This window comes from Candidatus Angelobacter sp. (assembly GCA_035643775.1).
Taxonomy (GTDB): Bacteria; Bacteroidota; Bacteroidia; order Flavobacteriales; family Blattabacteriaceae; genus DASQPV01.
On sequence record DASQPV010000016.1, the window covers coordinates 65357 to 88798 of the forward strand.

Annotated in this window: 21 protein-coding genes, 5 tRNA genes and 1 other RNA gene; 15 read left to right on the plus strand and 12 right to left on the minus strand. The window is 28.4% G+C overall.

Annotation, left to right across the window (positions count from 1 at the left end):
- Positions 1-59: 59 nt before the first annotated feature.
- Positions 60-1304 carry an aspartate kinase gene (locus VE128_00475; GenBank protein HZD84020.1) on the plus strand — a complete coding sequence of 415 codons (1245 nt, stop codon included), beginning with the start codon at positions 60-62 and terminating at the stop codon, positions 1302-1304.
- A gap of 13 nt (positions 1305-1317) precedes the next feature.
- On the opposite strand, the gene VE128_00480 is transcribed toward VE128_00475, so the two are convergent.
- Positions 1318-2094, minus strand: coding sequence for a TrmH family RNA methyltransferase (locus VE128_00480; GenBank protein HZD84021.1), 777 nt, complete (start codon positions 2092-2094; stop codon positions 1318-1320).
- Entirely contained in the window at positions 2095-3078 is a 984-nt protein-coding gene (locus VE128_00485; protein HZD84022.1) for an aspartate-semialdehyde dehydrogenase, read from the minus strand.
- Positions 3079-3544: 466 nt separating this feature from the next.
- Between VE128_00485 and VE128_00490 the strand changes: the two genes are divergently transcribed.
- Complete coding sequence (locus VE128_00490) at positions 3545-5290, plus strand: peptidylprolyl isomerase (GenBank protein ID HZD84023.1); 1746 nt, start codon at positions 3545-3547, stop codon at positions 5288-5290.
- A tRNA-Phe gene (locus VE128_00495) sits at positions 5281-5353 on the plus strand. Before VE128_00490 ends, VE128_00495 begins: the two co-directional genes overlap by 10 nt.
- A gap of 4 nt (positions 5354-5357) precedes the next feature.
- On the opposite strand, the gene VE128_00500 is transcribed toward VE128_00495, so the two are convergent.
- Together VE128_00500 and ssrA are read right to left on the minus strand one after the other, a co-directional pair.
- Positions 5358-5431, minus strand: a tRNA-Asn gene (locus VE128_00500).
- Between the two features lie 3 nt (positions 5432-5434).
- Positions 5435-5814: a transfer-messenger RNA gene (ssrA, locus tag VE128_00505) on the minus strand.
- 18 nt (positions 5815-5832) lie between these two features.
- Here ssrA and VE128_00510 point away from each other — a divergent pair.
- Together VE128_00510 and VE128_00515 are read left to right on the plus strand one after the other, a co-directional pair.
- Positions 5833-6441 carry a tetratricopeptide repeat protein gene (locus tag VE128_00510; GenBank protein ID HZD84024.1) on the plus strand — a complete coding sequence of 203 codons (609 nt, stop codon included), beginning with the start codon at positions 5833-5835 and terminating at the stop codon, positions 6439-6441.
- A complete protein-coding gene (locus VE128_00515) occupies positions 6419-6862 on the plus strand; it encodes a 6,7-dimethyl-8-ribityllumazine synthase (protein ID HZD84025.1) in 444 nt (147 codons plus the stop codon). Before VE128_00510 ends, VE128_00515 begins: the two co-directional genes overlap by 23 nt.
- 12 nt (positions 6863-6874) lie before the next feature.
- On the opposite strand, the gene VE128_00520 is transcribed toward VE128_00515, so the two are convergent.
- The 5 genes from VE128_00520 to VE128_00540 all read right to left on the minus strand — a co-directional run bounded on the left by VE128_00520 (position 6875) and on the right by VE128_00540 (position 10097).
- A tRNA-Arg gene (locus VE128_00520) sits at positions 6875-6947 on the minus strand.
- A 5-nt stretch (positions 6948-6952) separates the two neighbouring features.
- Positions 6953-7516: an aminoacyl-tRNA hydrolase gene (gene pth / locus VE128_00525; GenBank protein ID HZD84026.1), complete on the minus strand. Its 564-nt coding sequence runs from the start codon at positions 7514-7516 to the stop codon at positions 6953-6955.
- A gap of 11 nt (positions 7517-7527) precedes the next feature.
- Positions 7528-8469 carry an RluA family pseudouridine synthase gene (locus tag VE128_00530; GenBank protein HZD84027.1) on the minus strand — a complete coding sequence of 314 codons (942 nt, stop codon included), beginning with the start codon at positions 8467-8469 and terminating at the stop codon, positions 7528-7530.
- 165 nt (positions 8470-8634) lie between these two features.
- Entirely contained in the window at positions 8635-8865 is a 231-nt protein-coding gene (locus tag VE128_00535) for a ferredoxin (protein ID HZD84028.1), read from the minus strand.
- Positions 8853-10097: a peptidase U32 family protein gene (locus VE128_00540; GenBank protein ID HZD84029.1), complete on the minus strand. Its 1245-nt coding sequence runs from the start codon at positions 10095-10097 to the stop codon at positions 8853-8855. Before VE128_00540 ends, VE128_00535 begins: the two co-directional genes overlap by 13 nt.
- A gap of 108 nt (positions 10098-10205) precedes the next feature.
- Here VE128_00540 and leuS point away from each other — a divergent pair, with 108 nt between their 5' ends.
- Positions 10206-12944 (plus strand): leucine--tRNA ligase, encoded by a 2739-nt coding sequence (leuS, locus tag VE128_00545; GenBank protein HZD84030.1) that lies wholly within the window; start codon positions 10206-10208, stop codon positions 12942-12944.
- A 4-nt stretch (positions 12945-12948) separates the two neighbouring features.
- On the opposite strand, the gene mnmG is transcribed toward leuS, so the two are convergent.
- Together mnmG and ybeY are read right to left on the minus strand one after the other, a co-directional pair.
- Positions 12949-14814 (minus strand): tRNA uridine-5-carboxymethylaminomethyl(34) synthesis enzyme MnmG, encoded by a 1866-nt coding sequence (gene mnmG, locus VE128_00550; protein ID HZD84031.1) that lies wholly within the window; start codon positions 14812-14814, stop codon positions 12949-12951.
- The gene (ybeY, locus tag VE128_00555) at positions 14811-15248 is read right to left on the minus strand and encodes an rRNA maturation RNase YbeY (protein ID HZD84032.1); all 438 of its coding nucleotides are present in this window, start codon (positions 15246-15248) and stop codon (positions 14811-14813) included. The genes mnmG and ybeY overlap by 4 nt, the downstream gene beginning before the upstream one ends.
- A gap of 7 nt (positions 15249-15255) precedes the next feature.
- On the opposite strand from ybeY, the gene rsmI reads away from it, so the two are divergent.
- Positions 15256-15918 carry a 16S rRNA (cytidine(1402)-2'-O)-methyltransferase gene (gene rsmI / locus VE128_00560; protein ID HZD84033.1) on the plus strand — a complete coding sequence of 221 codons (663 nt, stop codon included), beginning with the start codon at positions 15256-15258 and terminating at the stop codon, positions 15916-15918.
- Here rsmI and VE128_00565 read toward each other — a convergent pair.
- A tRNA-Cys gene (locus VE128_00565) sits at positions 15917-15987 on the minus strand. The genes rsmI and VE128_00565 overlap by 2 nt on opposite strands.
- 84 nt (positions 15988-16071) lie before the next feature.
- Between VE128_00565 and VE128_00570 the strand changes: the two genes are divergently transcribed.
- From VE128_00570 to VE128_00605, 8 genes are all read left to right on the plus strand, one after another.
- Positions 16072-16148, plus strand: a tRNA-Pro gene (locus tag VE128_00570).
- An 11-nt stretch (positions 16149-16159) separates the two neighbouring features.
- A complete protein-coding gene (locus tag VE128_00575; GenBank protein HZD84034.1) occupies positions 16160-16861 on the plus strand; it encodes a phosphoadenylyl-sulfate reductase in 702 nt (233 codons plus the stop codon).
- Positions 16858-17703 carry a serine O-acetyltransferase gene (locus VE128_00580; protein HZD84035.1) on the plus strand — a complete coding sequence of 282 codons (846 nt, stop codon included), beginning with the start codon at positions 16858-16860 and terminating at the stop codon, positions 17701-17703. Before VE128_00575 ends, VE128_00580 begins: the two co-directional genes overlap by 4 nt.
- Positions 17654-18571 carry a cysteine synthase A gene (gene cysK / locus VE128_00585; GenBank protein ID HZD84036.1) on the plus strand — a complete coding sequence of 306 codons (918 nt, stop codon included), beginning with the start codon at positions 17654-17656 and terminating at the stop codon, positions 18569-18571. The genes VE128_00580 and cysK overlap by 50 nt, the downstream gene beginning before the upstream one ends.
- A complete protein-coding gene (gene cobA / locus VE128_00590) occupies positions 18568-19314 on the plus strand; it encodes a uroporphyrinogen-III C-methyltransferase (protein HZD84037.1) in 747 nt (248 codons plus the stop codon). Before cysK ends, cobA begins: the two co-directional genes overlap by 4 nt.
- A gap of 7 nt (positions 19315-19321) precedes the next feature.
- A complete protein-coding gene (locus tag VE128_00595) occupies positions 19322-21028 on the plus strand; it encodes a flavodoxin domain-containing protein (protein ID HZD84038.1) in 1707 nt (568 codons plus the stop codon).
- 6 nt (positions 21029-21034) lie between these two features.
- Positions 21035-22672: an NADPH-dependent assimilatory sulfite reductase hemoprotein subunit gene (locus VE128_00600; GenBank protein ID HZD84039.1), complete on the plus strand. Its 1638-nt coding sequence runs from the start codon at positions 21035-21037 to the stop codon at positions 22670-22672.
- Entirely contained in the window at positions 22669-23412 is a 744-nt protein-coding gene (locus VE128_00605; GenBank protein ID HZD84040.1) for an NAD(P)-dependent oxidoreductase, read from the plus strand. Before VE128_00600 ends, VE128_00605 begins: the two co-directional genes overlap by 4 nt.
- Positions 23413-23442: the final 30 nt, after the last annotated feature.

Sequence of the window (23442 nt, forward strand, 5' to 3'; positions counted from 1 at the left end):
TATGTGTGAAAATAAACAAGAATTGGACATATGACGGATTAAAAAATTAGGTTGTCCTATTGGAAATAAAAATTACAAAATTTGGGGGATCTTCAGTAAGAAATGCTCAAAGGATAAAACAAATTTCTAGAGTTTTTAGAAAAATAGGGGGAAAAAAAAAATTCATAATAGTCTCAGCTATTGGAAATACAACTAATTTTCTGGAAAGTCTTATAAAAAAGTCTTTTTTAAAAAAAAATATATATAAAGTCTATAAAAATCATATGAAAATTTTATATGATTTATTTACAATAAGTAATAATTTTTTTAACAAAATTGATATTTTTTTTTCTGATTTAAAAGTTTTCCTAAAAAAAGATAAATTCAAGGTAGATTTCATTTATGATCAAGTAAGTTCTCAAGGAGAATTAATATCTACAAAAATTATTAGCGAATATTTACATTGTATAGGTATTGAGAATATTTGGCTTGATGTTAGAAAATCTATTAGTACGAATAAAATATATAGGTCTGGAATAATAGATTGTACAAAATCATTCTCTAAAATCTATTATCTGAATAGATTTATTCTAGATAGACTAAACCTTGCTCAAGGCTTTATAGGTTCTGATTTTAATTATTTTACTACAACATTAGGAAGAGAAGGATCAGATTATAGTTCATCTATATTCGCTTCTTTACTTGAAGCTAAAAGTAAAATTATTTTTAAGGAAGTTCCAGGAATTATAAATTCGGATCCTTGGTTTTTTTCAAATTCTAGACTTTTGTATAGTATTTCCTATGCAGGATCTGTTGAATTTTCTTATTATGGAGCATCCTTTATACATACTAAAACTTTAGTTTGTATACAAAAAAGAAAAATTAAATTACATTTTTTCTCATTTTTAATGAATGAAAAATTCGGAACTTCAGTAAGAAGCATAAAAAAGTTTCCAAAGAATCTACCTTATTTTTTTAAGAAAAATCATATTTTATTATCATTTTACAGTATAGATCTCTTTTTCATTAAAAATGAATATATTGTAAGAATATTCCAATATCTTTCTTTTTCTATTTTAAGGGTCCATTTTATGAAAAATTTTTCCTTAAAATTGACTCTTTCTATAGAAGATAATTTTCATAAAATGGAAACTTTTTTTAGTCTTTTTAAAAAAAAGTATCAAATTAAGTTTGATGAAAGAATATATTTATATACAATAAAAAATTTTGATATCTTTTATATTGGGGAATTTACCGGTATAATAAATATAATTTATCATAAAATAAAAAATGGTATAGTTCAGTTGGCCAGAAAAACAGATTAAGATATTTATACTTTTAGAATATTTTAGAATTGGAACGTTGTCGAAGAATTTCGAAAAGAATTATAGCTGCTACATTGCTAACATTCAGAGAATCCACATTTACATTCATTGGAATTTTTATAAGTTTGTCGGAAATCTCCATCCATATTTTGGAGAGACCTTCTGCTTCATTGCCTATTACGATAGCCAACCCATCTCTAAAATCAACTTTATAAATGTTAAAGTATTTTTTTTGCAATACTGTAGAAAAAATTTTTATTTTTTTTTTTCTTAAAAAGTATATTAACTTATAAGAAGTTTCAACAAAAAAATTTGTAGTAAAAAGACTACCTAAACTTGAGCGAATAACGTTAGGATTAAAAGTATCTGTTTTTGTATTACAAAAAACAATAGCATCAACAGATACAGCATTAGCTGTACGAAGTATAGCTCCAATATTTCCTGGATTCTCAATACTTTCTATAACTAAAATTAAAGGATAATCTTTCAACTTAAGAGTTTTTAAAAGCTTTTGTTTTTGTTTAAAAACTGCAATAATTCCTCCATTGCTATTTCTGTAAGCAATCTTTAAAAAAATTGCAGAACTAATTTCTGTAATTTTTTCAGAAAATTCTAATTTTCTTGTTTTAAGTATTTCTCGGTAAATAAGAATTTTATCTGGAAGATATCCTCCTTTCAAAGCCATTTGAAACTCCTTAATTCCTTCAACAATAAACAATTTTTTTCTACTCCTTTCTCTACTTTTTTTTTGAAGGGATAATAAATCCTTCACCTTTGAGAGTTTTTTCATTTATAAAAACTGATTATTGAATAAATATTCAGAAATTTGTATTGCATTATTTGCAGCTCCTTTTAGCAAATTATCTGCTACAATCCATAGATTCAACGAATTCGAAGTCTCTCTTCGGATTCTACCAACAAATACTTCATCTTTTCCTTTAGATAAAATTGGCATAGGATAATAACAATTTTCTGGACAGTCTTGAACAATAATTCCTGGAGTATTTGAAAAAATATTTCGTATTTCATCTAAATAAATTTTTTTTTTAAAAGAAATGGTTACACATTCAGAATGACCTCCTGTAATAGGAAGTCGTGCATTTGTAGCTGTTATAGAAATCCTATCCTCTTTTAGAATTTTTTTAGTCTCTCTTATTAGTTTAATTTCTTCTTTAGTGTATCCTCCTTCTTTTAGAAGATCACAATAAGGTAAAACATTTTTATATATTTGATGAGTATATATTTTTTCCACAAATTTTCCCCTAGATTCTTTTTCCAATTGATTCCTAGATTTTTTCCCTGTTCCAGTTACTGCTTGATAAGTTGAGATAACTATTCTTCGCGCTATATAGCGTTTGTGTAAAGTAGCTAAAATCATTACAAATTGGATAGTTGAACAATTTGGGTTCGCAATAACCTTGTCTTTTTCTGAAATATCACCGGTATTTATTTCTGTAATTAGAAGAGGCTTATTTGGATCCATACGCCATGCTGAAGAGTTATCAATTACAAAACTTCCATATTCTACAAAACGTAGAGCCCATTTTTTGGAAATTTCACATCCTGCGGAAAATAGAGATAAATAAGGGTTTAAAGAAATAGCCTCCTCTAAGCTAAGAATTCTACAATGGGTATCTTGAAAAGAGATTTCTTCTCCAAATCCAAAAGATTTTTTTGAAGCTACAGAAAGTAGTTTTTTTACAGTATAGTTATTAAAAATTTTTCGCAATACACGGCCAACCATTCCAGTTGCTCCAACCAAAGCTACTCTCATTTTGAGAAGATTTATAGTTACTCTAAAATACCCAAAAAATAGATACTTTTTTGCTTCTGGAAAAACCACAAAGCACTTAATTAAAATTTTTCCATAATTAGGTTTTCGATTTCACCTAGAATTTCTGAGAAAGATCAAGTAGATTATTATTTCATAAAATAAAAACAAAAAAAATAAATCAGGGAGAATGGTAAATGTGTAATTTTTGATATATAGGTATGAATTTAATAGGTTTTACAAAAATTCCTTATCCTTCTTTTGAAATTCTAAAAAATAGTCTTAAAAATACAGAAAATTCGATAGATTTATCTAAACGTTTAATACGCTAACTATTTTGATTTTATAATGATCTTCAAAAGTCTAATTTAGTCATAAATTTTCTTTTTCATCCATAATTTATGGCTTTTTATTAATAAAAACTAACTAGTTATGATTCTCCTATTCCTTAAATTAAAAAAATAAAAAAATGTCACTCTTTGGAAAGATTAGGGATTACTCCTTTTTTTTTATTGGATTGATTCTTTTTTCTTTTGTTTTTAATCCAAAAACTCTTTTAAATTTCTTTAGTTTTCATGCAATTTTTAAAATTGATGAAAAAAAAATTAAAAATTTTTTAAAATTAAAAAAAAAATTATACCCTACATCATCATATATTTTGCATAAAATTAAGGAGGAAAAGCATCTAATCCAGAGTGCTAAAAAAATAGGAATCCAGTTTATGGATAAAGATTTTTGTAATTTTTGGGCAAAAAAATCTATATATAAACATATTACTCAATTTAAAAAAAAAGAAGGGACTAAAAAATTTAAATATTATCTTCTAAACATTAGAAATATTAAAAATCACGGGTTTGTTTGGTTTCAACAAAAAAAAAATATTAATGATAAAATTTTGATGAATCAATATCTTGATATGTGTTTATGTGGATTAAATACAAAAAAATCATTTCTTTCTAAGAAAGTAACAGTAGATTATCTTTTTTTCCCATACAAGGAGTATGAAAAAAAACAAAAATTTAAAATTAGAGATGATGAAATAGCAGATTATATGAAGGCAAATTATTTTTTCTCCAATCTAGGAGATATGGAATTTTTTTTTCTAAATTTTTCTAGAAAATTCTCTAAAATAGATTCTGAAATAATAAAAAAACAAATGGAAAGTTTATTTTTTGAATTTAAAAAAGAAACTAAATATTTGATTAATTATCATTCTGATGTTTCTTATAATCCCATATATTATTCCTATAATTTTTTACCATCTTTTTTAAGAAACTTACTTATACTAAAAAAATCGAAAAGGGTAAGTTTTTTAAAAAGGAAAAATTATTATCTTCTAGCAAAGATTACTGGAAAAAAAATGATATCCAATTCAATACGTGCTAGTCATATTTTTATTTATCATAAAGGATCCTTTTCTAATACTATTTTTTCTTCTAAAAAACGAATAAGTATAGAAGAATCTATAAAAAAAATAAATGAATTGAAAAAGCCAAAACTATTTAAAGCATTAGTTAAAAAAGAATCTTATAATGGATATCTAGGATTAGGATGGATAGATATAGGAGGGATAAAAAAAACGTCTGATTTTCAGAATTTTTTAATTGAAAATCCTAAAGGTAAAATAGGAGTGTTCGAAACACCAATAGGTTATCATATAATACGTATTGATGATAAAAGCCCTTTACGTCCATTTTATCAACTTTCTATTTTTCTTAAATACATTAATTACTCAAAAAAAACGGAGGAAACTCTGAACCAAAGAGTAAAAGAATTTATTCAAGAAAACGGAAAAGCTAATTTTAGTTTTTTTGCTAAAAACGCTAGAAAAAAAGGTTCTCAGGTGAGAACTAAGATTGATTATACAATATTAGATTTCTATTCTGAAATTATACAATGGTCTTTTGATAAAAAAAGAAAATTAGGAGAATTTAAAGTTTTTTTTTACTTTAAGCAAAGCTACATTATTGCTCGTATTTCAGATATATCTAGAGTTAGTGTTAAAAATGAGGTAAAAAAAATTCTAAAAAAGAAAAAAATTTCTAAAGAATTAGCTAAAAATTTTCTATATCACAAATATCAGAAGATTAAAAAGATGGAAAATCCAATAGGAAGAGAATCCAAGGTAGTTGGAGTATCCTTGGGATTGCCTATAAATAATATTTACTTTACGATAAATGGAGAAAATGGAGTTTTTCTTATATTGGTATCTTAGCTCAGATGGTAGAGCAAGGGACTGAAAATTCCTGTGTCCCCGGTTCGATTCCGGGAGATACCACTTGCTCCTCAAGCAGGATTCGAACCTGCGACACCTTACTTAACAGGCAAGTGCTCTATCCAACTGAGCTACTGAGGAGTTTTGTGGAGCAGGCGGGATTCGAACCCGCGTCCAACAAACAATGCCTTAAGCTTTCTACATACTTATCCGAATTTTATTTCAACCATAAATCGGAGGTCGGATCCCGAATTTTTACAGTATAACTTCTATTTTTTCAGAAATCTTAGAAGTATCTGATTTCCTATCCTTGTTTTTTTCTTATCTACTTTCAGAAGAAACAAGGAACGACTTCTGATATAGATATCCCGCTCTGACATCAATGGCAGATAAAATTAAGCAGCGAGAGCGTAATTTTCGTTTCCGTTTATCATTTAGTAAGAACAGATTAACGTGTATTCCTTACTTTACACGGTATGCTTACACTCAAGCATAAATTTTGCTGTCAAATCCATATCAGCCCCAATAAATAAATTTATGGTATGTATATTAAGAAACTTAATCTAGTTTTAGGGATTGTTTTAGGTATAGGATATTTTCTCTGCATATTACATTCCATTTTGCTTCAAAAAGAAGCAAGGGAAATGCTTTTTTATCCTAGACAACTTTTTGTTCAAGACTACATATCCATAAAAAAATCCTATCTTGGATTTATTGATATTGTTAATTTATATCCTAAAACTAAATCAGGGAACATTGCTACTTTTTACGCTGGTGTTTGTTCCTATAAATTAAGAAAGTATAAAAAAGCAATAAAATTTTTCAAAGCTTTTTCATCTAAAGATGAAATTCTTTCAGCCATAAAATATGGTATTCTAGCGGATTCTTTTTTAGAATTAAAAAAAAACGAAAGAGCGATACAATACTATATTAAAGCAGTTTATAAGATAAATAATAAATTCACTACTCCATTTTATATTCGTCAAGTTGCTATTCTTTACTTGAGTATAAATAAATATAAAGAATCTAAAAGAAATTTTTATAGAATCATAAATAAATATCCAACTTCTCCTTTTGCAAAAGATATAGATACATATTTATCCATGATAAATCAGATATTACAAATATATGAAACTAGAAGAGTATTCTAAAAAGTTTTTTCAATTTGGAATTGTTCGATCTAAATGGAATGAATCTGTAACTACACGCCTTTATAAAGATGTTTTTAACACTTTAGTTAATCTTGGATATTTTGAAAAAAATATTCATAGTTGGGATACTATGGGAAGCTTTGAATTGATTTATGCTGCAGATAAAATATGTAGCAATTACAGATTGGATTCTCTAATTTTAATAGGTAACTTATTAAAAGGGGAAACTGAATATTTTCAGTACATATGTAAATCTTTATTAGAAGGAATTAAAAATATTAATATTGTATATGAGACTCCGGTAATTCTTTGTATTTTAAACTATGAAAATAAAAAAAATATAAAAATTGGAAATAGAGGAATTGAATCTGCGAAAACAGCTGTTAAAATGGCTTTTTTAAAAAACATCTTAAACAATTAAGACAAAGCTTTTTAGCCTCGAAGGGATTTGAACCCTCATTATAGGAACCGGAGTCCTACGTTCTATCCAGTTAAACTACGAGACCTAATCTTAAATTTTCCAACTATTGGAACTGTTTATTGTTTTTTTTCTACCATTTAAAATAAAACTAAATATAACTTCCTTAGCTCTTCTTAAATAATGAGGAAGTTTTATTATTTCAATATCTGTCCATTTTCCTAAAACATAGTCTATTTGACCTACTTTTGTAAATTTATTTCCAATACCAAATCTAAGACAGGTATAGTTAGAAGTATTTAAAATATTTTGAATGTTTTTTAATCCATTATGCCCCCCATATCTACTTCTATATTTAAGCCGCAAAACTCCAAAATCTAAATGTAGATCATCCGTAATAACTAAAATTTTTTCTAAAGAAATATTCTCCTTTTCCATCCAGAAGTTTACGGCTTTTCCACTAAAATTCATAGATGTAGAAGGTTTTAATAAAAAAATATTTTTTTTTTCAAAATAAAAATTAGCAACAAATCCTAATCGTTTAAGATTAAAAACTGCTAAATTAAATTGAGAAAGGATTTTAAATCCTATGTTATGTCTTGTATTAGCGTATTTATCTCCAACATTTCCTAATCCAACAACGAGAAATTTTTCCATTTCAATTACTTTTATAACCCCCTACATTTATTCAATAAATGAAGAAAATCTTTAGAAAGATCGCACTCAAAATGAAGATATTTTCCACTTTTTGGATGCGTAAATCCTAAATAATTTGCATGTAAAGCTTGTCGCTTGCAAAGCTCGAAACATTTTTCTAAAAAAAATTTCTGCTGTTTAGCAATTTTATTAAAAATTTTGTCTCCCCCATATCGGGGATCATTGAAAATTGGATGACCTAAAAACTTTAAATGAGTCCTAATTTGATGCGTCCTACCTGTTTCTAAATGACAAGAAATAAAAGTAACGTATCTAAAATTTTCTAATACTTTATAATGTGTAACTGCATTTTTTCCTCTACTTCCATCAGTAAAAACCATCATATTTTTGGGATAATTAGGATTTCTCCCAATGTTAGCAGCAATTATTCCTTTTTCCTGATTAAGGTTACCACATACAATAGCAAGATATTCTCTTTGTATTTTATGAAAAAAAAATTGTTTCATTAACTGTTCCAAACTATGATTATTTTTAGCAACAACAAGCAAACCAGATGTATCTTTATCTATTCTATGTGCTAATCCAAAACGATAAGTATCTTTATTAAGATGAGATTTTAAAGCATTAACTAAGGTCCCTTTAGAATTTCCTATACCAGGATGAACAACCATTCCAGGTGGCTTATTCACTACTATGATTTCTTTATCTTCATAAATAAGATTTAAAGGAACGTCTTCTGATTTTATTTCTTGATTTATAAGAGAATTCATTAAAACGCTTACTCTATCAGAGCACTTTACTAGAAAGCTAGGTTTAACAGGTTTTTCGTTTATCCAAATAGCAGAATTTTGGATTCTTCTTCTAGAGATATTTTTCATAAAATTAGTCAAAAATTTATCAACCCTAACTTTGCCATGTTCCTTTTCTACTATAAATTTTATATGTTCGTACATATTTTTTGGTTCTTATCGTCCCTATTCCAAAATTAAGAAGCCTAATACAATATATTCACAGATAAAGTATTGGAATTAGAGAGCCTTTAAATCAGTTTTTTTAAAGCTTCCCATACTTATTTTTGGATATAATTTATCTATTTGTTTAGCCCTTTCTTTTTTTTATCAAAATTTTTTAATATTAATTATCCCTATTGGACAAACTTTTGAAGCTTTTTTGTAACTTTCGAAAGAATAGTAACAATATTTTTTTAAAACAAAAAAGCCATTCTTATCTATTGAATGCAATAAAACGGATTTTCCGTCTTTTTTAGAAATTCTGAAATATTCTGGAGCTAATTCTGAACAATAATTACATCCAATACATTTATTTCTTTGTAATGTTACGATAAACATTCCGTATTAACTAATTTATAAAGTTTATCTGAAGTACGAATTTTAAAATTCAAAGGAATAGTACAAACCTGACCCTTAACAACTATATCTAATAAGGAATCATTAACCATAATAGAAAGAACTTCAACTTCTTTTACACCTGTTATAGGTCCTGTTATTAGGATTCTATCCCCAACTTTTACATCACTAGCTTCAATAGAAAATTCGCCTATCCTTGCCTTTGAATAATAATGAAGACCTTTTCCAAGAAAGATCTTTTTTCTATTAGCTCCAGATCCACTAATTTGAGACCATTCTCCAAGTTTTTGGCCCAGGTAAAAACCTCCCCAAAATCCACGATTATAAACTGATTTAAGACGTTTTGTAAAATACGTAACCTTTTTTTGATCAAAATTTCCTTGATAGAAATAATCTATCGCTTTTCGGTAACAAGATGTTGTTACTGATACATATTCAGGTGATCTTCCCCTGCCTTCTATTTTAAGAACTTTAATGCCAGATTCAATAATTTTATCTAAAAAATGGATAGTACAAAGATCCTTTGTAGACATAATATATTCGTTATTAATATCTATTTTAAAACCGCTTTCTTTCTCAAGTAGAGTATATTTATGACGACAATTATGTGAGCAAGCTCCTCTATTTGCTGAAGAATTTCTAGAATGCAAACTTAAGTAGCATTTTCCGGAAACAGCCATACAAAGCGCTCCATGACTAAAAATCTCAATTCTGATTAAACTACCAGAAGGACCTTTTATTTTATATTTTTCAATTTTATAGACAATTTTTTTAATTTGATTAAGACTTAGCTCTCTACTTAAAACGATGGTATCTGCAAATGAAGAGTAAAATTTTACTGTTTCAATATTAGTTACATTTAATTGTGTAGATATGTGAACTTCCATTCCTATTTTATGGGCGTATAAAATGACCGCTTGATCCATTGCTATAATTGCATTTATCCCAGATTCATAAGCTTTATCAGATAATTTTTTAATAATAGAAAGGTCATTATCATATATAATGGTATTTAGTGTTAAATAACAACGGATACCTTTTTTCTTACAAATTTTTCCAACTTCTGGAAGATCATTTAAGGAAAAATTTGCGGAAGATATAGCTCTCATATTAAGATGATCTACACCAAAATAGATAGAATCAGCCCCAGAGTCTATCGCTGCTCTGAGAGATTCAAAATCTCCAGCTGGAGACAGAAGTTCTATTTTTTCCATAAAATTTATTATTGTCTTAGAATTATAAAGTCTATAAATTATATTTTAATCCAATTTTATTAAAAATCTGTCTAGTTTTCTTTGATTTATTAATTAAATTTGCAGATAATGAAATACGATTTCAAAGAAATTGAAAGTTTTTGGCAAAAATATTGGAAAGAACATCAGACATTTAAGACTGAAGAAAACTTTAAAAAGTCCAAATATTACATTTTAGATATGTTCCCTTACCCTTCTGGATCTGGATTACATGTTGGACATATTTTAGGGTACGTTTCTTCTGATATCTACGCTAGATATAAACGTTTGGAAGGTTTCAACGTTCTTCACCCAATGGGTTTTGATTCTTTTGGATTACCCACTGAACAATATGCCATTCAAACTGGAAAACATCCTGAAAAAACGACAGAGATTAATATCTGTCGTTATAAAAAACAACTTTCCCTACTTGGTTTTTCTTTCGACTGGAGTAAGGAATTAAAAACAAGTGATCCTTCTTATTATCATTGGACTCAATGGATTTTTATAAAACTTTTTAATTCATGGTTCGATCAGAAAATGGAAAAAGCTAGACAAATTAATGAATTGATAAGCATTTTTGAAAAAGAAGGAAATATTTACATAAAAGCTTCAAATGCCGAAACATCAAAAATTTTATTTACAAATAAGGAATGGGCAAAATTTACTTCAAAAAGTAAAGAGAAAATTTTGCTAAACTATCGCTTAGCTTATAGGGATAAATCTATAGTTAATTGGTGTTCTGATTTAGGAACTGTATTAGCCAACGATGAAGTGAAAAACGGAAAAAGTGAACGTGGAGGATATCCAGTTACTCTACGAGAAATGATACAGTGGAGGATAAGGATTACGGCTTATGCTGAAAGACTTTTAAAAGGACTTGATAATCTTTTATGGCCAGATTATCTCAAAGAATCGCAAAGAAATTGGATAGGATTTTCCTATGGTATATGGATAAATTTTCCAACTATAGATGGAGATAATATTGAAATATTCACTACAAGACCAGAAACAATTTTTGGGGTTAGTTTCATTGTTTTAGCTCCGAAACATCGTTTTATAGAGAAAATAACTAACACTGAGTTAAAAAACTATATTGAAAAGACGAAAGAAAGAAATGAATTAGCAGGAGTATTTTCCTATTCTAATGCTTTGCATCCGTTTACTGGAGATAAATTACCTATTTACGTGAGCGATTATGTACTAGGGAAATATGGAACAAGTGCTATAATGGCTGTTCCTGCTCTAGACAAACGAGATTCTAAATTTGCCCAAAAATTTGGATTAAAAGTTTTGAAGGTTCTTTCTTCAAATGGAAAATGTATAAAATCAGGTTTTCTAACCGGATTTACAGAAGAAAAAGCTATTAAAATAGCTCTAGAAAAAATAGAGGTCAAAAAAATAGGAAAATCTAGTATAAATTATAGGTTGAGAGATTCAGTTTTTTCCAGACAAAGATACTGGGGTGAACCTATTCCAATTTTTTTCAAAGAAGGGGAAGTTTTAAAGTCTATTCCTGAAGAAAAATTACCTTTGCAATTACCAGATATAGATAAATTTCTACCTAAAGATAGTGTAAATCCTCCATTAAGGAGAGCTAAAACTTGGGCTTGGAATGAAGAGAAAAAAAAAATATCAAATATAGACTATAAAAGAACATTTCCTCTTGAAACAAGCACTATGCCAGTATGGGCAGGATCTAGTTGGTATTTTTTACGATTTATGGATTCTAATAACGAAAAAGAATTCGTAGGAAAAAAGTATGAAAGATATTGGAAGAATGTTGATCTTTATGTTGGAGGTGCAGAGCATGCGACTGGTCATTTGCTTTATGCTAGATTTGTGCAAAAATTTCTTAAAGATCATACTCTATTATGTGAGTATGAACCCTTCAGAAAAATAATAAACCAGGGAATGATCTTGAGTAGATCAGCTTTTGTCATACGATTAAAAGGAACAAATAAATTTATTTCTGAAGGGTTAATTGGTCAGAATAAAAATATTCAAAAATTAGCGGTTGATGTTCGTTTACTTAAAAAAAATAATATTCTGGATATAGAAAAATTTAAAAATTGGAGAAAAGAGTTTGCTACATCTGATCTTATTTTAGAAAATGGAAAATTTTTCTGCCAAAGACAGTTGGAAAAAATGTCTAAATCTAGATATAATGTAATTAATCCGGATACAATTTGCGAAATATATGGAGCGGATACTTTACGTATGTATGAAGTATTTCTTGGTCCAATTGAACAGACAAAAAACTGGAATCTACAAGGAATAAACGGAGTCCACCTATTTATAAAAAAATTTTGGAAACTATTTCACCATAATGGAGCATTTATCTCTATTATAGAGGAGCCTCCTTTAGAAGAAGAATATAGAGTTTTACACAAAACCATAAAAAAAGTTAGAGAAGATATAGAAAATTTTTCTTTTAATACTTCAGTTCCAGTTTTTATGATTGCAGTAAACTTTTTAAGTGCACGTAGATGTTCCAAGCGTTCGGTATTAGAACCAATCGTTATCCTCCTTTCTCCTTTTGCTCCTCATATTGCAGAAGAAATATGGAAGAAATTAGGACATGGAAAATCTATTAGTTTTGCTAAACTCCCTAAGTATGATGTAAAATATCTCTCAGATGAGGCAATAGAATATCCTATACTATTCAATGGAAAGTTAAGATTTAAAATTTTCTTTTCAAGGGTAGCTTCTACATCTGAAATTAAAGAAAAAGTACTAAATAACCCTAAGACAAAAAGATATTTGAACGGAAAGATCTTGAAAAGAATTTTTATAATTCATAAAAAAATAATAAATCTTGTTACATAAAATATTAAAAAGTCAAGTGAATCAGCAAAATATTTATATCGACTGGAGATATCCCACTAATTCTAGAAACTTGTCCCATAGAATCTGGACGATATTTCATTAATTTTTCTCTAGCTTCTGAAGATAAAGATTTTATTTTTTGGTAATTAAAATGCTCAGGTATTTTTATATTCTCTAAACGAGACAATTTTTCAGCATTTTTCTTTTCTCTCTCAATGTATACTTTATATTTGATTAGGATTAATGTTTGCTCTAAAATTCGTTCTTCGAAAATTTTTTTTTTAACGAATTTTTCCAAATCTGGAATAAATAAAATATCTTGAATATTTATCTCTGGACGAGATAGAAATTTACTTGCATTTAAAGTTAAAGAATGATTAATATTAGGAGAATTTTTCTTACTAAGAATTAAGTTTGCAAATTTCTTGGTTATGTTTAAATTTTGTAAAAAATTAAAGGATTTTTCTAGTTTATTAACTTTTTTCCCTACTAAACGCATTCTTTGCGAATCAGCTAATCCTATCCTATAAGATAGATGCGTAAGTCTTTCATCAGCATTATCTTGCCTAAGTAAGATTCGGTGTTCTGCTCGAGCTGTAAACATTCTATAAGGTTCTTCAGTTCCTTTGGAAATAAGATCATCTATCAATACGCCAATATAGGCTTCATTACGTTTTAAAACGAAAGAATCTTTTTTATGAGTCTTTAAATGAGCATTAATTCCAGCCAATACTCCCTGTGCAGCTGCTTCTTCATATCCAGTTGTTCCATTAATCTGGCCTGCATGGAATAGATTTTTAATTTTTTTGGTTTCTAAAGTAGGTTTTAACTGAGTTGGTGGAAAATAGTCATATTCGATAGCATAACCTAATTTTAGAATCTTAACTGATTCAAACCCAGTAATTTTTTTCAAAGCCATGTATTGGACTCTATCAGGCAAAGAAGTCGAAAATCCATTAATGTATACTTCATTTGTATCCCATCCTTCAGGTTCTACAAAAATTTGATGATGTTCTTTGTTAGAAAAACGATAAACTTTATCTTCAATAGAGGGACAATATCTAGGACCTAGACTTTTAATAGTTCCATTAAATATTGGGGATTGGTTAAAATTAGATTGTAAAATTTTATGTACTTCAGTATTTGTATGAGTTATATAACAACATCGCTGATTTTTTAACCTTGGAGTCTCCAGATAAGAAAACTTTCCTGGTGGATCATCTCCAAGTTGAGGATTCATTTTAGAAAAATCTAAAGAACGACCATCAATTCTAGGAGAAGTTCCTGTCTTCATTCTTCCTGAAAAGAATCCCAGTTTTTTTAATTGTTCTGTAATATTTATTGAGGAAGATTCGCTTAATCTTCCACCATTAATTTTTTTTTTTCCTATGTGGATAATTCCATTCAAAAAAGTACCGGTTGTTAAAACCACGGATTTAGCTTGAATTTCAAAACCAAGTAAAGTTTTTACTCCAATAACTCGTTCTCTTTTTAGGAGGAGATATACTACCATATCTTGAAAAAGATCCAACGTAGGAATCCTTTCAATAATTCTTCTCCATGTTTCAGTGAAACGTTTTCTATCAGATTGGGCTCTCGGACTCCATACAGCAGGTCCCTTGGATCTGTTAAGCATTCTAAATTGGATCATTGTGGAATCCGTAACTATCCCTAACTGACCGCCCAAAGCATCAATCTCTCGGACAATTTGTCCTTTTGCGATTCCCCCAACAGCTGGATTGCAGGACATTTGTCCTATTGTTTGTATATTCATGCTTATAAGTAATACCCTAGATCCCATTAGAGCAGCAGCTGCTGCTGCTTCAGCTCCTGCGTGACCTCCTCCAACTACAACGACGTCGTAAGTCATAAATTATTATGAATTAAATTTAGATAAAAATTTTCTTTTCTTCGCATTATACTTTTTTGTGATTTTGTTTTGTCTTTGTATCCAAGAAGATGCAATAAAGAATGAACTAAAACGCGTTTGAGTTCAATTTGAACATCTTGTTTCCACATAAATGCGTTTTCCACTAATCGTTCCACACTGATAAAAGAATCTCCATATATTGAAAATTTACTAGAAGAATACCCAAAAGTGATTACATCAGTATAATTCTCGTGTTTAAGAAATTTTAAATTTAGTTTTAAAAGATATTGGTCGTTGCAAAAAATATAATTGAGATAATTGACCTTTTTACCCTCTTTTTTTGCTATAGTTTGAATCCATCTACTAATTAACCTTTTATTTTTTAGTTTAAAATTTGTTTCAAAAAAATATCGAATCATTTCATTAACGAACATTAAGGCAATGTTGTATATTATCCCAACACCAATAGGAAATTTTGAAGATCTTACATTTAGATCTTTACGTATTCTTAGAGAATCTGAATTAATCTTAACGGAAGATACTAGAACATCAAAGAAACTATTAAATCATTATAAAATTAAAACTCCTCTAATGAGGTATCATTCGTATAATGAATATAAAATTTATACTAAAATACTGAAACTAATTAAGAAAGATAAAATATCCTTGATTTCTGATTCCGGAACTCCGGGAATTTCTGATCCCGGATATCTTATTATACGAGAATGTATAAAATTAGGAATTCATGTAGAATGTCTACCTGGTTCGACAGCTATCATTCCTGCATTAGTTCAATCTGGACTACCTAGTCAAGAATTTACGTTTTTTGGATTTCTACCTTACAAAAAAGGAAGAAAATCCAAAATAGAAGTTCTATCAAAAGAAAAAAGAACATTAATTTTATACGAGTCACCTCATAAACTTTTAAAGACTCTTAAAGAGTTCCAAAATTTTTTAGGTTCAGAAAGATATTTGGTTATTTCTAAAGAAATATCAAAAAAGTTTGAAAAAATAGTTCGAGGAAGTTTAAGGGAAATTATTCTCTATTTTGAGAATAACACACCTGTCGGAGAATTTGTGTTAGTTTTAGAAGGATTGAGATAGGCACTGAACGGATTCGAACCGCTGTGTAAGATTTTGCAGACCTCTGCCTAACCACTCGGCCACAGTGCCTTAATCAATAAGCAATATACAACTTATTTTTCGAAGTTTCCACTCCACTTAACTTTCTTCTCCACATTTTCCAGTTTTTCGTTTCGGGGTGTAGCTCAGTCCGGTTTTAGAGTCCATATCTGGGGGGTATGGTGTCGCTGGTTCGAATCCAGTCACCCCGACACGAAGAATTATGTTCTGTTTACCCAGAAAAATAGCTAAAAATCTTAAAATTAAGGATTTTCTTAAATTTTTATACAAAAAATTTCCAGGTAAAGTTGTTTTTTCTACAAGTTTTAGTATGGAAGATCAAATCATTACTCATATAATTTTTGATAAAAAAATCCCAATAAAGATATTTACTATTGATACAGGGCGTCTACTTACTGATACATATCAAGTATGGAGTTCTACTCATAAACTTTATAAAAACTGTATTTTAGCATACAATCCTAAGTACGAAAATATTGAAAAATATATTTTAGAAAACGGACCTAATGCTTTCTATGAATCTTTAGAAAAAAGAAAATTATGTTGCTACATAAGAAAAGTAGAGCCTATAAAAAGAGCTTTTTTAGGAAAATTACTTTGGATAACTGGTTTGCGAATTTCACATTCTACTTACAGAAAATCTTTAGATTTTCTAGATTGGGATAATTCCCAACATTTAATTAAATACAACCCACTTTTAAAATGGGTACCTGTCCAGGTAAAAGAATTTACAAAAATTCATTATTTGCTTTATAATTCTTTACATGATATGGGGGGGATTAGTCTTGGATGTAATCCGTGCAGTAAAACTATTCACATTTTTAGCTCCATTAGAGCAGGACGGTGGATTTGGGAAAAAAAAATGGGTAAAGAATGTGGATTGCATGCTAATTGTAAAAAATGATAGAAAATTTACATTACTTATTAAAATACTCTTTTCAAGGCAGAAAATATTTCTTGAATTTTTCTGATCAAAAGGATATATTTTCTTTTTTTGAAGATCTATTTAACTTTTTGTTTAATCGATCCCCATTTATTCTTGAAAAAAGTATTTTTAGAGAATTTTGGAAAAAAATGAATAAACGTTTTTGTAATATTCTTGAAAAAATATATAAAAATACATTCAAATGTAAATTTATTTGTAAAAAATTTTTAGAAAAAATTCCTAATATTTATGAAAAATTAATTTTTGATGCTAAAGCTATATCTCAATTTGATCCTGCAATAGATATTCTTGAAGAAATTTTTCTTTCTCATTCAGGATTTTTTGCTATTGCTTTTTATCGTTTTTCCCATGAATTGTGGAATCAAAAAATTCCATTGATTCCTAATATTATTTCTAATTTTATTCGGAGTAAAACAGGTATTGAAATTAATCCAGAAGCCTGTATCGGAAAGTATTTGGTAATTGATCATGGAAGTGGGATTGTTATTGGATCGAGTAGCTGTATAGGAAATCATGTAAAAATTTATCAAGGGGTTACACTTGGATCTATTAAAGTAAAGAAAAGCTTGGCTAATAAAAAAAGGCATCCAACTATTGAAGATAATGTAATTATTTATGTAGGATCTATTATTCTGGGGGGGGATACTATTATAGGGAAGAATAGTATTATTGGAGGAAAAAGCTGGATTACACAGAGTATTCCCCCATTTTCTATAGTTTCTCAAAAAAGTATTATAAAAATACGTATTAATGAAATTGCAAAGCATTTTGCAAACAGTAGGAAGAACTCCTCATGTTAGAATTAATAGGCTTTTTCCTAAAAAACATGAGGTTTGGATCAAACTTGAAAAAAATAATCCAAGTCATAGTATTAAAGACCGTATAGCTATTACTCTTATTGAAGAAGCTGAAAAAAATAAATTTCTAAAAAAAGAAAGTATCATTGTGGAGCCTACTTCAGGAAATACTGGAATAGCATTAGCTATGGTTTCTGCAGTTAAAGGATATCGATTAATTCTGGTTGTCCCAGAATCTATGAGTGTTGAAAGACGTTATATTATGTCTGCTTTTGGAGCTGAATTAGTCTTTACTCCAAAAGAAAAAGGGATGAAAGGAGCTCTAGAAAAAGCTAAAGATCTTTATGAATCTATCCCAAACGCCTGGATGGCTAAGCAATTTAATAATAAGTTAAACATTTCTGTACATAGAAAAAAAACAGCAAGAGAAATACTAGATGATTTTTCTGAAGGTTTTGATTATTTCATAACTGGAGTAGGTACGGGTGGCCATATTATGGGAATAACTGAAATTCTTAAAAAGAAATTCCCTAATATGAAAATTATTGCAGTTGAACCTAAAGAATCCGCTGTTCTTTCAGGTAATATTTCCGGCCCACATGAAATTCAAGGAATTGGAGCTGGGTTTGTTCCTGATATTCTAGATATCAATATTCTAGACGAAATCTTTACAGTAAGTAAAGAAGAAGCTTTTGAATATGCAAAAAGGGCAGCTAAAGAAGAAGGACTTTTTGTCGGTATTTCTACCGGAGCAGTATTGGCTGCTGTAAATAAAAAGATTTCAGAAATTTTAAAACCTTCAAAATTTTTGACTATTAATTATGACACAGGAGAAAGATATCTTTCAGTAGATGGTTTTTTTAAAGAATGAGGGCAAAAATAGGTAAAGTAATTTTAACTGGATCTGGAGATCCAGAATCTATAACATTGAAAACTTTTCGTTATATGCGAAATGCGGATATTGTATTAACTGATCGATTAGTTAGCCAAGATATATTAAAATATTATCTTAATCCAGCTTCTCAAGTTATTCATGTAGGAAAAGAATGTGGAAATAAAAAATCTATATCTCAAACGTATACCAATGATTTGATGGTTAGGAATGCTTTAAAAGGAAAACTTGTCCTTCGCATTAAGGGTGGGGATGTTTCTATATTTTCTAATATTATTGCTGAGTTAGATGTATTAATCCAATGCCATATTCCTTATGAAATAATACCTGGTGTAACTTCGGCATCCGTTTCTGCTGCATACTTCGGAATTCCATTAACAGCTAGGGGATATTCTTCTGGAATTCGTTTCCTTACATATTATAACCAGAATCTAATTCAAGATTTTCAGTGGAAAGATCTTTCAGAGACTGAAGACACTTTAGTTTTTTACATGGTAAAAAATATCGATAAACTTATAAAATATCTTCTAAAATATGGAATTTCTAGGGTAAAAAAGTTAGCAATAATTGAACAAGCTGGATCCCCAGCTCAATATATAAGAACAAATTACTTGCAGCAACTAAAAATTAAAAAAAAAAGGAGAACTCCTTACTTAGCCATAATAGGAAGGGTAGTAAAATTCCACAGATATTTTCAGTGGGTTTCTAAAGAGGCTAAATAGGGGGTATATGCTAAATAAAACAATTTTTCTTAAATTGGTTTTAAATTCTTCTCTTTCAGAAATTATTTGGATGCATGGATATCTTTCTGGATTTCTAGACCATCATTTTTTATCTTTCTCCTTAAACAAGGATCATTTGGCTCATATAGATGATTCTACGAATACGAATTATCCTAAAAAGATAACATTAGCTTATGGAAGTGAAAGTGGAAATTCCAAGAAACTTGCAATAGAATTTTCGAGTAAGATAAAATCTTCCGGTTTTCAAGTCAAACTTTCTAGTTTAGATAATTATAGATATAGTGATTTTGAAAAAGAAACTTATTTTTTTTTAATCATTAGCACATATGGAGATGGAGAACCTCCAGATTCAGCTAAAGATTTTTTTAATTTTTTATTAAAGAAAAAATCTCCAGAACTTCATAAGATGAAATATGCTGTTTTAGCACTTGGAGATAGATCATATACTCTTTTCTGCAAAGCAGGAGAAGATTTAGATTCTCATTTAGAATCACTTGGTGCCCAACGTTATCTTCCCTTAAAAAAGTGTGACGTAGATTTTGATGAAGAAGCTAAAGAATGGATGGTTACACTTTTAAGTAAAATTAAATTTTTCTCCAAAAAAAAGTTTATTGAAAAATTCAAGAAAGAAAAAAAGTCTAATTTTTTTTCTGGAAAAGTCCAAACTAATATTATTTTGAATGATATAGGTTCCGAAAAACAAACACATCACATAGAAATTTCTTTAAACAAAGAAGAACTTCGTTATCAAGTTGGAGACGCTTTAGGAATTTTTCCAGAAAATCCTTTAGATGTTGTCGAAGATATTATAAAAATAAGTAATATAAAATTTAATAAAAATATTAAACATCCCGTTGTTGGAAATGTATCTATTTTTACTCTATTAAAGAAGCGGCTAAATATTTTTTTCTTACCTAAAAGAATAGTAAAAAAATATGCAGAACTTTTTCAAAAGGATATCCCTAATATGCGAATGGATTTTTTAGATATTCTAAAAAATTTCCCTTTAATAGAACCTGAAAAAATAGAAACATTTATCAAAATGTTAGACCCAATCATTCCTAGATTATATTCCATTTCTTCTTCACCTGAAGCCCAGTATGGAGAAATCCATTTAACTGTAGAAATGGATTTCTTTTTACATAAAGGAAAAATAAGATATGGGATTTGCTCTAATCAGCTCTCCTTATTAAGAAAAGGAGATCATTTGAAATTTTATATAAAACCCAATAATTTTTTTAAACTCCCACCTAATGATAAAGATATTATTCTTATTAGCTCAGGTACAGGATTTTCTCCTTTTCGGGCTTTTTTGTTGGAAAGGGAAATAACAGTATCTTCTGGAAAAAACTGGATTTTTTTTGGGGCCCGGAGTTTTGAAACAGACTTTTTATATCAAACTGAAATTAAATTTTGGGGAGAAATAGGTCTTCTTCAGAGAGTTAATTTAGCTTTTTCTAGGGATCAATCGGAAAAAATTTATGTACAACAAAAAATGTGGAAATACAAAACTCAATTTTTTGAGTGGATAGATTCAGGTGCGTACTTATACGTTTGTGGTAAAAAAAAAACTATGAGTTTCGATGTAGAAAAAACGATCTTCCATATTATTGAAGAAAAAAAAGGAGAATTTTCTAAGATTTATTTTAACCGTTTAAAAGAAAGGGGACGTTATTTAAAAGACGTTTATTGATTGGATATGAATCATTCTCCAATTGAAAAAATTAAAAAGTCAAGTAAAGGTTTAAGAGGGAGTATTCTTTACGGAATAAATAATGAAATTACTAGATCTTTAAATGAGAGTGATCAATTTATTATAAAATTTCATGGTATCTATCAGCAAGATGATCGTGAAAGAAGAAAAGAACGAGCTTTTAAAAAACTTGAAAGATCATATTCCTTCATGATTAGGCTTAGACTTCCAGGTGGTTTTCTTACCCCTAAAAAATGGGTTCTTGTAGATAGTATAGCGAGCAAGCAAGCTAAAAAAACAATAAAAATTACTTCAAGGCAAACGTTTCAATTACATGGAATAATAAAATCAAAAATAAAACCTACTGTTTGGGATTTTAATCTAGCTGGTCTTGATTCTATTTCCACTTGTGGAGACGTAAATAGAAACGTTATTTGTAGCTCGCAAATAAACACTTCTCCTGCTTTTTACGAAATATTTCATTATGCAAAAAAAATAAGCCTTTTTCTTTTGCCAAAAACAAGGGCATATTATGAAATATGGTTAGATGAAAAAAAAATCCTTGAAAGATATGAAGAAGATCCTCTATATAAAGACCTATTTCTACCTAGAAAATTTAAAATTGCCCTTGCAATTCCACCTAATAATGACGTAGATGTTTTCACAAATGATATAGGACTTATTGCCATTGTTAAAAATAAACAACTAAAAGGATTTAACATAACTATAGGTGGGGGTCTTTCTACTTCCCCTGTAAATTCAAAAACTTATGCCCGTTTAGGTACATTAATTGGTTTGGCTGATAAAGAAGAAAAAATACTTAAAGTAGTTTATGAAACCCTCAAGATTCAACGAGATTACGGAAATAGAAATGAGCGTAAACAAGCTCGCTTAAAATATACTATTGAGAAATACGGAGATCTTTGGTTTAAGAATGAACTTGAAAAAAGATGCGGTTTTTTTTTAAAAAATACGAAAGCATTTATTTTTACTGATAGGTCGGACTTATTTGGATGGAATAAAGATTCTAAAGGATTTTTTTATTCTACCATTTTTATAGAAAATGGAAGAGTTTTCGATGAACCTCCTATTTTTATTAAAACTTTTTTACTTAAAATAGCTAAACTTGGAAAAGTTCAGTTTAGACTTAGCTGTAATCAAAATATAATTTTTAGTGATGTTAGAGTGGAATACTTAAATGAAATTAATCTCTATTTAGAGAAATATGGTATAAATTCTTACATGGAAAATCTTTCGAAGATTAGAAAAAATTCTCTGGCTTGTGTAGCTTTTAATACTTGCCCTTTAGCTTTTTCAGAAAGTCAACGTTACTTTCCTATTTTTCTTTCTAAGATTTCTCTTCTCCTTAAGAAACATCTCTTGAATAAAGAAAAAATAATTATTAGGATTACTGGATGTCCAAATGGATGTTCTCGTCCTTATGTAGCTGAAATTGGATTAATTGGAAGCTATTATGGACGTTATAATCTCAACTTAGGTGGAGATAAGCATGGGATGCGACTAAATAAGAGTTATAAAGAAAATATAAATGAAACGGAAATTATTCGTGAATTTGATCTTCTTTTTGCTTATTTTTCTAGTTACACTAAAGATAATTTAGGAGATTTTTTGATGAGTATATGAAGGTAATAAAACAAGAAAAAAATAATTTATTACCTATTTTTTTAAAGAAAAAAAATTTTTCTTTTTTGATTTTGGGAGGGGGGCATCTAGCTTTAAATAGACTTTTTTTTATGCAAAAAAATTTTACTTTTACTTCTGTTTCCATTATTTCTGATAATATGGAAAAACCTATAAAAATAAACTTTATAATAAATAAAAAAATTAAATTGATTAAAATTTTTTCTAAAAAAAAAGAGATTGAAAAAACGGATATACTTATTTTAGCTGAGGATAACTTTTTTATTCTAGAGAAGATTTGGATGGATGCTAAAAAATTTGGTAAGCTAATCAATTTTTCTGATTTTCCATCTTTTTGTGATTTTTATTTTGGGTCACTTTTAAAAAAAGTAAATCTTAAAATTTCTATTTCAACTAATGGAAAATCCCCTACATTGTCTAAACGTTTTAGAGATCTTCTATCAGAAGTTTTAACCAAAGATATTAGTCTTATATTAGATATGTTATACACCGTACGAAAAAAACTTAAAGGAAGTCTGTCTTCTAAAATGAGAGTTTTAAACATTATAACTTCTGAGTCAATTATAGAAAAATTAAATAGGGTAATCATATGTAAAAAAAATAAATGTATATTTTTTATATCTATTTTTGGTTATATTATTCTTCTCTTTTCTTTTATTATTTTTGAGAATAAATGTGAAAACATATTTAGTAGTATTAATGAATATTATTATTTATTTTAAAAATAGAACATAAAAAACATTGATATTCTT